Below are 16,241 nucleotides of genomic sequence, written 5' to 3' on the forward strand. Positions count from 1 at the left end.
AGAGGGAACAAAAATGACTGACAATCCGCGACACAACGCCCGCGAAATCCATGCGCCCACCGGCACGGAACTCAACGCCAAGAGCTGGCTCACCGAAGCACCGCTCAGAATGTTGATGAACAATCTCGACCCGGATGTCGCGGAAAAGCCGCATGAACTGGTCGTCTATGGCGGCATCGGCCGGGCCGCGCGCACTTGGGGCGATTTCGATAAAATCGTCGAGACGCTGAAGACGCTGGAAGAGGACGAGACGCTGCTGGTGCAATCCGGCAAGCCCGTCGGCGTGTTCCGCACCCATGCCGATGCGCCGCGCGTGCTGATCGCCAATTCCAACCTCGTGCCGCATTGGGCAAACTGGGATCATTTCCACGAACTCGATAAGAAGGGGCTGATGATGTACGGCCAGATGACGGCTGGCTCATGGATCTATATTGGCGCGCAGGGCATCGTGCAGGGCACCTACGAAACCTTCGTCGAAGCCGGCCGCCAGCATTATAACGGCGATCTGAAGGGCAAGTGGATCCTCACCGGCGGGCTCGGTGGCATGGGTGGCGCGCAGCCGCTTGCCGCCGTGATGGCCGGGGCTTGCTGCCTTGCCGTTGAGTGCGACCCGACTCGGATCGATTTTCGCATCCGCACCGGCTATGTCGATGAAATGGCCGAAACGCTGGACGAAGCACTGGCGATGATCGACGCCTGGACCAAGGCGGGCGAAGCCAAATCCGTCGGCCTTCTCGGCAATACGGCTGAGGTGTTGCCCGAACTGGTCAAGCGCGGTGTGCGTCCCGACATCGTCACCGACCAGACCTCGGCCCATGATCCGGTCAACGGCTATCTGCCCGCAGGCTGGAGCCTCGGCGAATGGCGCGAAAAGGCGGAGCGTGATCCCAAGGCTGTTGAGAAGGCTGCTCGGGCCTCGATGCGCACCCATGTCGAGGCCATGCTCGCCTTTTATGATCTGGGTATCCCGACCGTCGATTACGGCAACAATATCCGCCAGATGGCCAAGGAAGAGGGACTTGAGCGCGCTTTTGACTTCCCCGGCTTTGTGCCGGCCTATATCCGCCCGCTGTTCTGCCGTGGCGTCGGCCCGTTTCGCTGGGCGGCCCTTTCGGGAGACCCGGAAGACATCTACAAGACCGACCAGAAGGTCAAGGAACTGCTGCCGGACAATCATCACCTGCACAACTGGCTCGACATGGCGCGCGAGCGCATCCATTTCCAGGGCCTCCCCGCGCGGATTTGCTGGGTCGGCCTCGGTGATCGCCATAGGCTTGGCCTTGCCTTCAATGAAATGGTCAAGAGCGGCGAACTGAAAGCGCCGATTGTCATCGGCCGCGATCATCTCGACAGCGGTTCCGTTGCCTCGCCGAACCGCGAGACGGAATCGATGCAGGATGGCTCGGATGCCGTTTCCGACTGGCCACTTTTGAACGCGCTTTTGAACACGGCATCAGGTGCCACATGGGTGTCGCTGCATCACGGCGGCGGCGTTGGCATGGGCTTTTCACAACATTCAGGCATGGTGATCTGCTGCGACGGGTCGGATGATGCCGCGCGGCGCATTGGCCGGGTGCTGTGGAATGATCCGGCGACCGGCGTCATGCGCCATGCCGATGCGGGGTACGACGTTGCAATCGACTGCGCCAAGGAAAACGGTTTGCGCTTGCCGGGCATTCTCGGGAACTGATCGCGAAACGGTCAGGTGTCTTTGACATCTTTATCCGGCCCGTGCATTGACGTGACCATGAAAGGCTGTGCTCTCGCGCGGCCTTTTCGCAATGAATGCCGGGAAGGTTCAGATGCGTCAATTTGCTTTAATGCTCATTCTTTTCTTTGCCGCAACATCGCCGGCTTTGGCACGCGCTGTGAAGATCTGCACAATGGTTGCCGACGTGACGACGGGGGCTGTGCTGGTGGAGGAGGGCGATTGCCGCACGCGCGTGACCCCGGCTTCCACCTTCAAACTGCCGCTTGCGGTGATGGGTTACGATGCCGGGTTTCTTCGTGACGCGGATCATCCTGTTTTGGCCTTCCGTGAAGGCGATCCTGATTGGGGTGGTTTCCGTTGGCGGCGTGATACCGACCCCGCAGACTGGATCCGCTATTCCGTCGTCTGGTATTCGCAACGGATCACACATGCGCTTGGTGCCGAAGCGCTGACGGACTATGCCGAGATGTTCGCCTACGGCAATGCCGATTTTGGCGGCGATCCGGGCTATAATAACGGACTTGACCGCGCATGGATTGCTTCTTCACTGCAAATCTCGCCCTATGAACAGGTTCGCTTTCTGCGCGCCTTGGTTCTCGATGCATTGCCTGTGGGTGATGATGCGATGACGCATGCCCGTGAACTCGTCGAGTTTCGCGCGGTCGATGGCTGGATGGTTCACGGAAAAACCGGCGCTGCCTACCCCCGCCGCGCGGATCGCAGTTTTGATTATGCGCGGGCCTGGGGCTGGTATGTTGGTTGGGCGGAAAAGGATGGACGGGCGCTGGTCTTCGCGCGGTTGACCCAGGCGCGTGAAAACACGAAAACGTCCCCCGGTGTTCTGACAACGGAACAGTTCTTTTCCGAATGGCCGGAATTGGCAGGGCGAATTGAGTAGGTGATGCGACTGGTCAGTGCCTTTCTGCTTGGCGGATGGTAATGCCAATATTTTGTCTAGACAAAATATTGGGTAACTGGCTAATATGCCCATCGGAATGGCAATAAGCAAAACTGCTTAAAATCGTGCAAAAGAGGGGTTCCAACATGAATTTCAAATGGCTTGCAGCAACTGCAATCGCCGCCACGGCTTTGACCACCGGCGCGCAGGCACAGGAGACCGAGGTTTCCGTCGGGCTTTCCGGCTGGACCGGTTTCGCGCCGCTGACGCTGGCCAAAGAAGCCGGCATTTTTGAAAAGAACGGCCTTGATGTCGATCTCGTCAAGATCCCGCAGGCAAGCCGCCATCTGGCGCTGGCTTCCGGTGACATCCAGTGCGCCGCCACCACGGTTGAAACCTGGATTGTCTGGGCCTCTGCCGGTGTTCCGACCACGCAGATCTTCCAGCTCGACAAATCCCACGGCGCCGACGGCATGGTCGTCCGCTCCGATATCGAGAAGATCACGGACCTGAAGGGCAAGACGGTTGCGGCGTCCGCGCCTGGCACGTCGCCGTATTTCTATCTCGCTTGGATTCTCAAGGAAAACGGCATGACGCTTGATGATGTCAAGGTCGTCAATCTTGAGCCGGGCCCGGCCGCACAGGCCTTCATCGCCGGCCAGAACGATGCCGCCATGACCTATGAGCCCTATCTGTCGTCGGTGCGTGAAGCGCCTGACGCTGGCAAGATCATCGCCACCACGCTTGACTACCCGGCCGTGATGGACACGTTCGGCTGCACACCCGCTTTTCTCGAAGAAAACCCGGATGCCGCCAAGGCGCTGGCCGATTCCTACTATGAAGCGCTCGCAATGATCGCCGAAAGCCCGGAAGAAGCCTATGGCATCATGGGTGCCGACGTGAACCAGTCGGCAGAACAGTTTGCCGGTTCGGCGCAATATCTCGAATGGCAGGACCGCGACGCGGCCATCGCCTTCTTCGGCGGTGAGTTCAACGACTTCTCCTCCGATGCCGCCGAGCTTCTGCTAAGCGCCGGCGTGATCCGCGAAATCCCGGACCTGTCGACGCTCGCCGACCCGTCCTATATCCAGAAATGATAATCCGACAGACAGGGGCCGCCGGAAACCGGCGGCCCCTGTCTTTTTGTATCTCCCATACGGAAATGCGATGAAACCGCTTGAGCCGATCAGTCCGCGCCTGAGAATTTCTCTCGGCATCCTGTTTTTTGCGATCTTCTTCGCCGGCTGGTCGTTCGCGACCTTTGGCGGTTTCGTATCCAAAACCTTCCTCGCCGATCCGATCACCATGCTGAAGAATGGCTGGTGGTTGTTGTCGGAGCGCGGCTTTCTTGGAGATATCGGCATCACCGTCTGGCGTGTGGTGGGCGGTTTCGTTCTGGCCTCGGCCATCGCCGTGCCTGTCGGGATCGCCATGGGCGCCTACAAGCCGATCGAGGCTCTGCTGGAACCGTTCGTGTCGTTTGCCCGCTATCTGCCGGCATCGGCCTTTGTGCCGCTGCTGATCCTCTGGGCCGGCATTGGCGAAATGCAGAAGCTGCTGGTGATCTTCATCGGTGCGGTCTTTCAGATCATCCTGATGGTGGCGGTCTATGTCGCTAATACCCGCCGTGATCTGGTGGAAGCGGCCTATACGCTCGGCGCCTCGCACCACGGCATTGTCCGCCGTGTGCTGCTGCCTGCCAGTGCGCCGGATATTGCAGAAACCCTGCGCCTCGTGCTCGGCTGGGCCTGGACCTACGTAATCGTCGCCGAACTGATCGGGGCATCGTCGGGCATCGGTTACATGATCATCAATTCGCAGGCGCTGATGGCCACCGGCCAGATCATTTTCGGCATCATCGTCATCGGCGTGATCGGACTGATCTCGGACTTTGCCTTCAAGATGGCCAACCGTGTCCTGTTTGCCTGGAGGTTCGCATGAGCGCGCCGGAACTTGAAATCAAAGGCGTTTCCCGCGTCTTTCCCGCACGCCGCGGCGGCACGCCCATCGAGGCGCTGGCACCGACCGACCTCACGCTGGAAAAGAACGACTTCGTCACCATTCTCGGCCCCTCGGGCTGTGGCAAGTCGACACTGCTTCGCATCGTTGCTGGCCTCGACAAGCCGACCAGCGGTTCCGTCCTGCTGGAGGGCAAGGCAATCGCTGGCCCCGGTGCAGACCGCGGCATGGTGTTCCAGTCCTATACCCTGTTTCCCTGGCTGACGATCCGCGAGAATGTCGGTTTCGGTTTGCGCCAAAAGGGCATGCGCGATGCCGAGGTTCGCGAGATCGTCGACCTTTACCTTGATCGTGTCGGTCTGTCCGCCTTTGCCGATCACTGGCCCAAGCAGCTTTCCGGCGGCATGCAGCAAAGAACCGCGATTGCGCGTGCGCTTGCTAATGATCCGAAGATCCTGCTTCTGGATGAGCCCTTTGGCGCGCTCGATAACCAGACCCGCGGGCTGATGCAGGAACTACTGCTCGGCATCTGGGAGCGCGAAAAGAAGACCGTGATCTTCGTGACCCACGATATCGAGGAATCCGTGTTCATGGCCTCGCGGGTCGTCACCATGTCGGCGCGGCCGGGGCGAATTTCATCGATCACACCCGTCGATTTCCCGCATCCGCGTGACTATCATCTAAAGGCCGATCCCGACTTTGCCAGGATACGGTTGAAGCTGACCGAAGAAATCCGTGCCGAGGTGGTCGCCGCCGCCAGCCGCGGCTGAGAAGGAAGCGCTGAGCCCATGTCCGACGAGACTGCACGTGCTTCCGGGAAAGTCGAGGCCAGTGCCGCTTCCGCTGCATGCCCGCATTCAACGGGATGTGGAAAACAGGATCGTCTCCGGCGAATGGCCTCCCGGCACCCGCATTCCCTTCGAACACGAGCTGACCGCCGAATACGGCTGTTCGCGCATGACCGTCAACAAGGCGCTCTCCGAACTCGTTAAGAAGGGGCTGATCGAGCGCCGCCGCAAATCCGGATCCTATGTGCGCCAGCCGGAGGTGTTGTCGGCTGTTTTGGAAATCCACCAACTCGAGCGGGAGGTGAGGGCGCTTGGTCTGGCCTATGATTTCAGGCTGATCGAACAGGTGGAGCACCTCGCTGATGATCAGCAGCGCAAACGTCTCATCCTTGACCGCCCAGGAAAGATCCTGAGCGTAAAGGGGCTTCATAGTGCAGGACAGCGGCCCTTCTGCCTCGAAGACCGGCTGATCAGCCTTGATGAGGTGCCGAAGGCGCGGGACGTTGATTTCCGGAAGGATCCACCGGGCACGTGGCTGCTCGAGCAGGTGCCGTGGAGCGCCGCCGAGCATCGTATCAAAGCCACGGGGGCCGACGCTTCCGCCGCGGAAATGCTGGATATTGCCGAAGGCACGCCCTGCCTTGTCATCGCGCGGCGGACCTGGAATGCGTCCGGATCGATCACCCAGGTTCATCTCACCTATCCCGGCGACATGCACACGCTCGTCGCCCAGTTTGCGCCTTCTGCCCGGTCAACGTAAAAAGGCCGGGGCAAAACCCGGCCTTTCTCACTGACTGTTCATGCAGGTGGAGGCGCCCTTAATGGGCGTCTTCCATTTCAAGCTCCTGCTCGTCGGCCTTGGCCGCCTGCAATTCCTGCACAGCCTTGTCAGGGTCCGCCGGGAAGGCCTCATCGGTGATCGTGCCCTCCAGCAGGTCGATTGCATATTTCAGCTGAACGTCGTCCTCGGTCTCGCGCGGCACATAGGCTACTGAACCCGAGCCTTCCTCGGTTTCATCATCGCCCTGGATATGGCCGCGCAGAGCGCTTTCGCCTTCCGGTCGGACTAGGCCCTCAAGGTCTTCGGGAAGCACTTGTTCAACGATGATATCCGGACTGATCCCGGTGCCCTGAATCGAGGTGCCGGACGGTGTGTAATAGAGTGCCGTCGTCAGCCTCAGAGATCCTTCGACACCAAGCGGCACGATGGTCTGGACCGAGCCCTTGCCGAAGGTGCGGGTGCCGACCAGAGTGGCCCGTTTCAGGTCTTGCAGCGCGCCGGCGACGATTTCAGACGCCGATGCCGAACCGCCATTGACCAATACGATCAGAGGCTTGCCATTGGTGAGATCACCGGGACCGGCGTCAAACCGGCGGGTCTCGCTGGAATTGCGGCCACGGGTGGAGACCACCTCGCCTTCATCCAGGAAGGTATCGGCGACGGCGACGGCCTGGTTGAGGAAGCCACCGGGGTTGAGGCGCAGGTCGAGGATATAACCCTTGAGCTGATCGTCGGGCACTTCAGCCCGGATTTCCGCGATGGCCTCGTTCAGGCTCTCATCCAGCTTTTCGTTCATGAAGGTCGAAACCCGCAGATAGCCGATATTGTCGTTTTCAATCCGCCATTTCACCGACTGGACCGGGATGATACCACGCACGATGGTCATTTCGATCGGCTTGGTCACACCTTCACGGATGATGGTGACATCGATCGGTTCGCCGACCTCGCCGCGCATCCGGTCGACCGCATCGTTGAGCGACATGCCGCGCACGCTTTCGCCATCGATCTCGACAATGCTGTCTCCGGCCAGAACACCGGCATTGGCGGCGGGCGTGTCGTCGATCGGGGCAACGACCTTGACGACTTCGTCCTCCATCGTGACTTCGATCCCGAGGCCGCCGAATTCACCTTTCGAATTGTCGCGCATCTCGTCGGACTCTTCTGCGGTCATGTAGCTTGAGTGCGGATCAAGACCGCTCAGCATGCCGTTGATCGCGTCCTGGATCATTTGTTCCTCGTCCGGCGGCGAGACATACTGGCTGCGCACGCGCTCGAAGACGTCACCGAACAGCGACATCTCGCGATAGGTGGAATCATCACCTGCCGCGCGTGCCGGTATGTCGGCAGAAACCAGAATACCGGTTGCCGAAGCCCCGATTACCGCGCCTGCCAGCAGAAGCGTTGCCCTACGTATCATTGCGTGCCTTTCCATCATTTTTGTCCGCCCACCACGGTTCAGAATCGACCGGCTTGCCGTCTTGCCGGAACTCAATGTAGAGCGTCGGCCTGTCTGTTTCCAGCGCCAGTGTTGCAGCGCTTGCAATGCGCCTGGTGCCCATTTGTGCGAGCGGTTCGCCGGAGAACACGAAATCGCCCTGATGTACCTTTAGTCCTTCCATCCCCGTCATCACGATGTGATAGCCGTCGCCGGCATTGAGGATGATCATCTCTCCGTAACTTCTGAAGCGCCCCGCGTAAACCACCGTCCCGTCGGAAGGTGCCGTCACCAGTGCGCCCGGACGCGCAGCAATGGTGATACCGGTTGCCTGATGGCCCGTTCCGTCCGGATCACCGAAGCGGCGGAGAATAGCGCCCGCCACCGGCAAAACCAGACGGTTTTTCAGGTCAGAAAACGGATATGCGGGCGCAATACGGTTTTTATCGGGCGCGGCGGAAAGCGCGCGCTCCCGTGCCTCCCGGCGCTGCGCCTCGCTCATCTGCCGGCGGCGCTCTTCCTCCTGCCGTGCCAGCAGGGCGGCGTTGCGTGCGGAGGTGATTTCCGTCTCGAGCGTTGCGATCAGCCCGTTGAGGTCGGTGGCGCGCGCGGCCAGCGTTTCGGCCTGGCGCTGCTCTTCGGCAAGGGCTGCGGCACTTATCGCGCTGGTTTTCTCGTTTTCGGCGATCAGCAGGTCCATGCGCTTGGTTTCTTCGGCGAGACTGTCCAGATCGGCGGCCAGCGCATCGCGCGTGGTTTCACGTTCCTGTTTGACGGCCTGCAGCGAACGCAGATCGCCAAGCACACTCTCCATGCGGGTACGCATTTCCGGCACCACGCCGTCGAGCAGAATGGCGCTTCTGACGGAATCGAGCGCGTCGCCGGGAGAGACCAGAAGGGCCGGCGGCGGGTCGCGTCCCATACGCTGCAACGCGGCCAGTACATTTGCCAGAACATCACGCTCCTCGTTGAGGGCGGCCTTCAGCAATACTTCCTGATCCGACAGTTCTGCGATCCGGGTTTCGCTCTCGCCGATCTGCTCTTCCAGTGCCCGGCGGCGATCAGCTGATTCGACCAGCGCTTGTTTCAGGCTGGCGGTGTCACCGGAAAGCTTGTCGATTTCAGTCTGGAGCGCGGTGATCTTGTCCTCAGACAGCGAAATCGAGCTGCGAATATTGTCGAGTTCGACCTCGGTGTCGCTGCGCCTGGCCGCGAGCTTTTCCACCAGTTCCTCGGAATCGGTCTGCGGTTCGCCGCGCATTTCGGCGAATGCCGGCAGGGGCGCGCGCAAAAACATGACCGCCAGCAGCGCAAGGCTGCCTGCGGCCACAATTCGCACGGTAGTCGCCCTTGCAAAGCCCATTCGGTCCGTCTTTCGGTTGCGGTGCAGACGATATAGAACGTCGACAGGTTAACGAAACCCGAAGATATTTATAAGACACAATGTTTTGAAGGTCTTTCAGGCCCGGTGATAAGGGTGTCCGGCCATCAGCGTCACGGCGCGGTAAAGCTGTTCGGCGACAAGAATCCGCACAATCTGGTGCGGCCATGTCATCGCGCCGAAATTGACTGTCAGGTCGGCGCGCCCGACAAGAGCCGGATCAAGCCCGTCTGCGCCGCCGATGGCAAAGACCATTTCGCGCTTGCCCTGGTCGCGAAGGGTCGCGATCTTTTCGGCAAAGGCGGGGCTGTCGAAGGATTTGCCGGTTTCGTCGAGCAGCACCAAAACGGTTTCCGGTGACAGTGTCGCTTCCAGAGCCTGGGCCTCCTCGCGTTTGCGGGTGGCGGCATTGCTGGCGCGGCTTTCGTTGATCTCGTGGACACGAGTGAAGTCGATGCCCTGCGCCTTGCCGGTCTTCTTCAGCCGGTCCAGATAGCGCGCCACAAGTTCCTTTTCGGGACCGGATTTCAGCCGTCCGACCGCGAAAATACCGATCTGCATCCTGTCGCCTTTCACTCCGGCGGAAAGGACCGGAACCTTTTTCATGCATGCTCCGCAACGCCCGGAAGTTGGCGAAACGGCTGTTTTTCAGGCGCACATAACACATATCGGCGGCGCCAGGGAAACCGATGCCTGCCGCAGATTGTCTACGGGCATGATCGCGCCACACGAAAACCGAGGTCGTCAATCGCGAAAGTGGGGTGGCTCCGGCGGCGGTTCGTGGCTAGGCAGCCCCGTTCGCCATCTGCCCATCCGCCGCCGCGAAAGATGCGGTACGTTCCATAAACTGCGGGATCGTAGACGTCTTCGCACCACTCCCAGACATTGCCCAGCATGTCGTGGAGCCCCCAGTCGTTCGAACGCCTGGTCGCCACCGGCCTGGTGCTTCCCTCGGCATTATCCCGGTACCAGGCGATTGCATCGATCGGGCCGTAACGCGGTTCCCGCGCTCCCGCACGGCACGCGAATTCCCACTCAGCCTCGGTCGGCAACCGGAATCCGTCGCTTTCCGCGATGGCTTGCGTATCCTTCCCGTCTGTCGAAAACTGGTAGCGTTCGGGCAAACGAGCCATTTTCGACAGAAGGTTGCAAAACCGCGCGGCATCGAGCCACGATACGGTTTCAACGGGGTGGTTGCCGCCTGATGCCGAAGTGGAGGGATTTTGTCTGGCAATTTCGGCATAGAATGCCTGGGTCACGGGGATGCTGCAAATGAGGTACGGTTCGATAGTCGCCACCCAGGACGTTTCCAGCCGGTCGTCTCGGAGAGTGAGCATTCCTTTCGGGATCTGCACCATATGCAGGTCGAGGTTTTCCAGGCTGAGCACATTTTTCTCCCGGCGGCGCGGCGCGGCGCCAGCGACAAAAGCGAACCGCCATAAATCAGGAATCGAGAGGAATATCAACCAGCCCTCTGCCTGTGCGTCATCTCTCGCGGGGACAGTGGCAGGCAAGAAGACGCCATACGGCATCGCACGACCGCACCGGTGCCGGAAAGGCGCGGCGGTTTTTCTGCATCATGACGCCGCCGCCAAAATCCGCTCGGGTCGGGACCGGTGGACAAAACATGCGAAACTGGTCGCTGCGTCCTTCAATCCGGTTGAACCGGATCGGAGCTACAAATTATCGTTTCGGCCGTATGATCCTGTCGATCCTCGCTTCATTCCGGACGGATCATGCTCTAGTGCAGTCGTCCTTCGTTCATCTCAGGCGCGGACCACATCTTCTCGATATTGTAGAATTCGCGGACTTCCGGCCGGAACACATGGACGATCACGTCACCGGCATCGATCAGCACCCAGTCTCCGGTCGCCTGACCTTCAACCTTGGGCGTGCCAATGCCCGCTTGCTTGATGTCCTTGACCAGATGGTCGCATATCGCCATCACATGACGGTTCGATCGCCCGGACACAACCAACATGTGGTCGCCGAGTGCCGATTTGCCCTTGATGTCGATGGTCACGATATCTTCAGCCTTTGAATCTTCAAGGCTGGTGAGAACGGTGGACAAAGCCTGATCGGCGGCATGAACGCCGCTTTTCCTGCTCTTCGGTGAAGCGTTTTCTGCTGCACCCTTGGCGTGCAATGTTGTCAGGGGTCTTCCTTTCTTCATGGACCGGAACAAGCACGGTTACGACTCGTGGCAAGCATGAGTCCTTCTCAAGATAAGGGTTATTGGGCGAGCGACGCAAGGTTTTCGTGGAAATCCGACATCAATGCCCATAGTCAGACGATGCGAAAGGCGATGCAGGTGGCGTCGTCGGAGACCTTGTAGCGCGGGAAAAGCTGACCTTCGGGGTCGTCGACTCGCTCGATGGCGCGCAGCCGGTCGAGCAGCGCCGGCAACCCTGCGGAAAAGGCCGCCTCGATCAGTCCGGCCGGGCTGAAGGCATCGTAACTGTCGCAAAGGGCTGCAAACCCGTCCGAACAAAGCAGGCCGCGTGCTGGCGCAGCGATCCCGGTTTGCTCTCGTACGATCTCGGTTGCAGCCTCCGGCACAAGGCCGAGCGTGAAGATACGGCCGCCCGGCATGTTGTGCCTCGAACGGCTCTCGCGCAGGGCCGCGCGCGTTTGTGCATCACCGCCGATATCATTCTTGCCGCCAAAACCGCCGGTGCGGGCAAGATGGGCACGGGCTGCTGCGATTTCCTTTTCACGGTTGCCCTTGAGCGCCGTGGTTTCGAACATCCGCCCATCGGCCTCTGAGCGCAGGAACAACCGGCAATCGCCGAGCCCGTAGGACACGAGCCGTTGCTCTTCGATCCTCAGCATCTGGAAGGCTGCGGCCGGCCACATATGGCGTGGCAGATCATCGGCCCCGGCTGTGGCGAAATAGGTCTCGCGCGCTGCGGCATTCAACCCGCGCACGATGTCGGAAACCGGGTTTTGGCTGTCTGCTTGCGAAAAAGTGGCGAGCGCCTGGTCGGCGAGCCAGGCGGCATCGCTTGGAAATTCCGCCATCACCTGCCGGTCGGCAATTCCGGTTGCACCGTCAATGACAAAGGCGCTTGATGGTGTCGCGCCCGCGCGGTCCTCGCTGTGGCCGCCGGGCTTTCCCGGATCGTTCAGGATTGCGACGGTTTCAATCCGCATGGCGGCTTTCCTGCCGGAGTGCCGTCGAGCTGACATTGGAGCGCGGGCCGTGAATAAAGGTCCATGCCGGCGGCCTCATGCGGGCCAGCGCCCGTGCATTCTTCTCGGCGACGCGGGCATTGTCGAACGTGCGCGCGGCCTTGGAGGAGAGATAGGTCAGGGTCGATCCGGGCCGGTCAATCACGGCCAGCGGCACGGTGCGGGCAATGCTGCGCCATTCCTGCCAGCGATGAAAATCACCGAGATTGTCGGCCCCCATGATCCAGACGAAATTGACGCCCTTGTTGCGGCGGACGATGTGGCGGATGGTGCGGGCGGTATAGGCGGTGCCGAGCGACAGTTCGAGCGCGCTGACCCGGATGCGCGGATCACGCGCGCGCTTTTCGCTCATGGTCAGACGGTCGGCCAGCGGGGCCAGGGTGTTTCCGCTTTTCAGCGGGTTGCCGGGGGTAACGAGCCACCAGAGCTGGTCGAGGCCGAGGCGCTGAATGGCAAGGCTTGCCACCAGAAAATGGCCCTCATGCGGCGGGTTGAAGGAACCGCCAAACAGGCCGACTGTCATGCCCGGCTCGCAATAGGGCATGGCGATAAAGCGCCGCTCGATGGTCCCCTCGGTCAATCTGTCAGGTCCGTGTCTGTCCGTTGCCGCGCACTAGATATTTGAACGATGTGAGCTGCTCCACGCCCACCGGCCCGCGCGCATGCATCTTGCCGGTGGCAATCCCGATTTCCGCGCCCATGCCAAACTCGCCGCCATCGGCAAATTGCGTCGAGGCATTGTGCAGCAGGATCGCGGAATCGATCTCGTTGAAGAAACGTGCGACGACCTCCGGGTCTTCGGCGATCACAGCCTCGGTGTGATGCGAAGAATATTTTCCTATGTGCTCGATCGCGCCCGAAATCCCGTCGACCAGCTTCACCGCAATGATGGCGTCGAGATATTCTGTCGTCCAGTCGCTGTCATCGGCCTCGTCGCGGCCACGGGCGAATGCGATCATGTCGTGGTCGACGCGCACGAGGCAGCCCCCGGCTTCGAGCGCCTCGATCAGCGGGGTGGCAAATATTTTCGCAGCCTGCCGGTCGATCAGCAGGGTTTCGGCAGCCCCGCAAATGCCGGTACGGCGCATCTTGGCGTTGACCACGATGTCGCGCGCCATGTCCAGATCGGCGGATCTGTCGACATAGATGTGGCAAACCCCTTCCAGATGGGCGAACACCGGCACGCGCGCCTCCGTTTGCACACGGGCAACCAGGCTCTTGCCGCCACGCGGGACGATCACATCGATATTGCCGGAAAGACCGGCGAGCATTTCGCCGACGGCAGCGCGGTCTGTGGTCGGCACGATCTGGATTGCATCTTCCGGCAGTCCGGCTTTGGCAAGACCGGCCTTGAGCGCACCGTGGATTGCGCGTGCCGAGCGAGCGGAATCCGAGCCGCCGCGCAGGATCACCGCATTGCCGGCCTTCAGGCACAGCGCGCCGGCATCGGCGGTGACATTCGGCCGGCTTTCGTAAATGACGCCGATGACGCCGAGCGGGGTGCGGACCCGCGAAATTTTCAGCCCGTTCGGCCGGTCCCATTCGGCAATGACATCGCCGACCGGATCATCGAGCGCGGCGATGGCGCGAATGCCGTCTGCGATCGCGTCGATGCGGGCGTCGTTCAGTTCCAGCCGGTCGATGAACGAGCCGGTGATGCCGTTTTCACGGGCGGTCGCGACGTCCTTTTGGTTTTCGGCCTGAATTTCAGCCTTGCGGGCTTCAATCTCGCTGGCCATGGCCAGAAGCGCCTGGTTCTTGGTCTCGGTCGGGGCAATGGCAAGCTGATGGGCGGCTGCGCGCGCGCGCGCCGAGATCCTGCATCACGGCTGCGACATCGTCTGTGTGGACCTGATCAAGCATGGGTCGAACCTTCGTTCTGTCTCTTCTTCGTCGCAGCGGCCATCACCAGATCGTCACGGTGAACCATGGCCGCGCGGGCGGGGTAGCCGAGGATCGCCTCGATGTCGCCGGTTTTCTGCACTGGCGATCATCCGGGCTTCGTCGCTGTCATAGCCGGACAGGCCGCGTGCGACCTCGCCGCCACCGACATTGACGATGGCCACAGTGTCGCCGCGCGAAAAATGCCCGTCAACAGCTGTAACGCCGGCAGGCAGAAGGCTGTTGCCGCGTTTCAGCGCCGCCACCGCGCCATCATCGATATGGATCGTGCCGGCGGGCAGAAGCTGGCCGGCAATCCAGGTCTTGCGGGCGTTGACCGGCGTATGCGAGGCGTGGAACATCGAATGGCGCGCGCCGTCCTCAATCGCTTTCAGTGGACTGTCGATCTTGCCCGAGGCGATCAGCATCGCGCAACCGGCAGCGGTTGCGATCTTGCCGGCCTCGATCTTGGTATGCATACCGCCGCGTGAAAGCTCGGAGGCTGCGCCACCTGCCATCGCCTCGATCTCGGGCGTAATCGTCTCGATCTCGGCCAGAAAATGGGCGTTTGGATCAAGATGCGGCGGGGCTGTGTAAAGCCCGTCAATATCGGACAGCAGTACCAGCAGTTCCGCACCGATCATGGTCGCGACACGGGCAGCAAGCCGGTCGTTGTCGCCATAGCGGATTTCCGAAGTGGCAATGGTGTCGTTCTCGTTGATGATCGGAACCGCGCCCGCTTTCAGCAGTTGCAGGATGGTGGCGCGGGCGTTCAGGTAATGGCGCCGCTCTTCGGTGTTCTGCAGGGTCAGCAGAATCTGGCCTGCGAGAATGTTGTGGTGGCGGAGGCTCTCCGTCCATGCGCCTGCAAGGCCGATTTGGCCGACGGCAGCCGCAGCCTGTGCCTCTTCCAGCTTCAGCGTGCCGGAGTGGCTGTGCAGCACGGTGCGCCCAAGCGCCACCGCCCCGGAAGAGACCACCAGCACTTCGACGCCGGACGTCTTGAGCGTCGCGATATCGTCCGAGAGCCTGTTCAGCCACTCCCGTTTCAGCCCGCGCACCCGGTCCACGAGCAGCGCCGAGCCGATCTTGATCACGATCCGCCGATAATGGGTCAGCGAACGGTGCATCCCGTTCATTGTCAGGGCTCCCACTTGTCGTGACGGCCCTTGTCGTCGCCCTTTTCGGGCGCGGCAATGCCGAGGCGGACCTCTTCGGCGCGGATGACTTCGGCAAGGGCCGAAAGCACTTCAGTCATGTTTTTCTGCGCAACCGCCGAAATCGCGAAAACCGGGCCACCGCTGGCATCTTCCAGCGCTTTTTTCTTTTCCGCCAGTGTCTCGTCATCGAGAATGTCGATTTGAGACAGCGCGACGATCTCATGCTTATCGCCCAGTTCGTGGCCATAGGCCTGAAGCTCGTGGCGCACCGTGCGATAAACGCCGGCAACGTCTTCTTCCATCGAGGAGACCAGATGCAACAGTACGCGGGTGCGCTCGACATGTCCGAGGAACCGGTCGCCGATGCCGACACCCTCATGCGCGCCCTCGATCAGGCCGGGAATATCGGCAAGAATGAATTCGCGACCATGAATGGTGGCAACGCCAAGGTTCGGATGAAGCGTGGTGAAGGGGTAGTTGGCAATCTTCGGCCGCGCCCTGGTGACGGTTGCGAGAAACGTCGATTTTCCGGCATTCGGCAGGCCCACAAGACCGGCATCGGCAATCAGCTTCAGCTTGAGCCAGATCGTCTTTTCCTGGCCCTCGAGCCCCGGATTGGCCCAGCGCGGTGCCTGGTTGGTCGCGGTCTTGAAATGCGCGTTGCCAAAGCCGCCATTGCCGCCAGCCGCCAGCCGGTAGCGCTCGCCGATGTTGGTGAGGTCGCAGATCAGCGTTTCGCGGTCATCCTCGAAAATCTGGGTGCCGACCGGCACTTTCAGGGTCGTGCTTTCGCCTTTGGCACCGGTACGGTTGCGGCCCATGCCGTGGCCACCGGTCGCGCCCTTGAAATGCTGCTGGAAGCGAAAGTCGATCAGCGTGTTCAGCCCCTCGACTGCTTCGACCCAGACATCGCCGCCGCGTCCGCCATCGCCACCGTCCGGGCCGCCGAATTCGATGTATTTCTCGCGGTGAAACGAGACAGACCCGGCCCCGCCATCGCCAGAGCGGATATAGACTTTTGCCTCATCGAGAAATTTCATGGTCCGTCGCTTGTG

Annotated in this window: 14 protein-coding genes and 2 pseudogenes; 6 read left to right on the forward strand and 10 right to left on the reverse strand. The window is 61.0% G+C overall.

All coding sequences use genetic code 11. From position 1 onward, the window contains the following. Positions 1-13 precede the first annotated feature (13 nt). From hutU to hutC, 6 genes are all read left to right on the forward strand, one after another. Complete coding sequence (gene hutU, locus AC0L7L_RS20010) at positions 14-1,690, forward strand: urocanate hydratase (RefSeq protein ID WP_473510974.1); 1,677 nt, start codon at positions 14-16, stop codon at positions 1,688-1,690. Positions 1,691-1,802: 112 nt separating this feature from the next. Continuing rightward, a complete protein-coding gene (blaOXA, locus tag AC0L7L_RS20015) occupies positions 1,803-2,609 on the forward strand; it encodes a class D beta-lactamase (RefSeq protein WP_473510976.1) in 807 nt (268 codons plus the stop codon). 146 nt (positions 2,610-2,755) lie between these two features. Beyond that, positions 2,756-3,706 carry an ABC transporter substrate-binding protein gene (locus AC0L7L_RS20020; RefSeq protein WP_272213909.1) on the forward strand — a complete coding sequence of 317 codons (951 nt, stop codon included), beginning with the start codon at positions 2,756-2,758 and terminating at the stop codon, positions 3,704-3,706. A 70-nt stretch (positions 3,707-3,776) separates the two neighbouring features. After that, complete coding sequence (locus tag AC0L7L_RS20025) at positions 3,777-4,550, forward strand: ABC transporter permease (RefSeq protein WP_272213910.1); 774 nt, start codon at positions 3,777-3,779, stop codon at positions 4,548-4,550. Further along, on the forward strand, positions 4,547-5,338 hold the full coding sequence (locus AC0L7L_RS20030) for an ABC transporter ATP-binding protein (protein WP_272213912.1): 792 nt from the start codon (positions 4,547-4,549) through the stop codon (positions 5,336-5,338). The genes AC0L7L_RS20025 and AC0L7L_RS20030 overlap by 4 nt, the downstream gene beginning before the upstream one ends. 61 nt (positions 5,339-5,399) lie before the next feature. Beyond that, positions 5,400-6,116, forward strand: coding sequence for a histidine utilization repressor (hutC, locus tag AC0L7L_RS20035; RefSeq protein WP_473510979.1), 717 nt, complete (start codon positions 5,400-5,402; stop codon positions 6,114-6,116). Positions 6,117-6,174: 58 nt separating this feature from the next. Here the strand turns inward: hutC and AC0L7L_RS20040 are convergent, their stop codons facing one another. From AC0L7L_RS20040 to obgE, 10 genes and pseudogenes are all read right to left on the reverse strand, one after another. Beyond that, positions 6,175-7,554, reverse strand: coding sequence for a S41 family peptidase (locus AC0L7L_RS20040; protein WP_272213914.1), 1,380 nt, complete (start codon positions 7,552-7,554; stop codon positions 6,175-6,177). Further along, positions 7,544-8,935: a murein hydrolase activator EnvC family protein gene (locus tag AC0L7L_RS20045; protein ID WP_473510982.1), complete on the reverse strand. Its 1,392-nt coding sequence runs from the start codon at positions 8,933-8,935 to the stop codon at positions 7,544-7,546. The genes AC0L7L_RS20040 and AC0L7L_RS20045 overlap by 11 nt, the downstream gene beginning before the upstream one ends. A 96-nt stretch (positions 8,936-9,031) precedes the next feature. Next, positions 9,032-9,514 (reverse strand): 23S rRNA (pseudouridine(1915)-N(3))-methyltransferase RlmH, encoded by a 483-nt coding sequence (rlmH, locus tag AC0L7L_RS20050; protein WP_473514021.1) that lies wholly within the window; start codon positions 9,512-9,514, stop codon positions 9,032-9,034. A gap of 146 nt (positions 9,515-9,660) precedes the next feature. Then, complete coding sequence (locus tag AC0L7L_RS20055; RefSeq protein WP_473510984.1) at positions 9,661-10,419, reverse strand: formylglycine-generating enzyme family protein; 759 nt, start codon at positions 10,417-10,419, stop codon at positions 9,661-9,663. A 275-nt stretch (positions 10,420-10,694) separates the two neighbouring features. Continuing rightward, positions 10,695-11,126, reverse strand: coding sequence for a ribosome silencing factor (rsfS, locus tag AC0L7L_RS20060; protein WP_473510986.1), 432 nt, complete (start codon positions 11,124-11,126; stop codon positions 10,695-10,697). Positions 11,127-11,239: 113 nt separating this feature from the next. Then, the gene (locus AC0L7L_RS20065) at positions 11,240-12,106 is read right to left on the reverse strand and encodes a hypothetical protein (RefSeq protein ID WP_272213920.1); all 867 of its coding nucleotides are present in this window, start codon (positions 12,104-12,106) and stop codon (positions 11,240-11,242) included. Beyond that, positions 12,096-12,689 carry a nicotinate-nucleotide adenylyltransferase gene (locus AC0L7L_RS20070; RefSeq protein WP_473514024.1) on the reverse strand — a complete coding sequence of 198 codons (594 nt, stop codon included), beginning with the start codon at positions 12,687-12,689 and terminating at the stop codon, positions 12,096-12,098. Before AC0L7L_RS20070 ends, AC0L7L_RS20065 begins: the two co-directional genes overlap by 11 nt. A gap of 40 nt (positions 12,690-12,729) precedes the next feature. Then, positions 12,730-14,008: pseudogene (locus AC0L7L_RS20075) on the reverse strand (glutamate-5-semialdehyde dehydrogenase). Further along, positions 14,001-15,165, reverse strand: a pseudogene (proB, locus tag AC0L7L_RS20080) (glutamate 5-kinase). The pseudogenes AC0L7L_RS20075 and proB overlap by 8 nt, the downstream one beginning before the upstream one ends. Before the next feature lie 2 nt (positions 15,166-15,167). Next, positions 15,168-16,226, reverse strand: coding sequence for a GTPase ObgE (gene obgE, locus AC0L7L_RS20085; protein ID WP_473510988.1), 1,059 nt, complete (start codon positions 16,224-16,226; stop codon positions 15,168-15,170). Positions 16,227-16,241 lie beyond the last annotated feature (15 nt).

Source organism: Martelella sp. K41-7, from assembly GCF_055808365.1.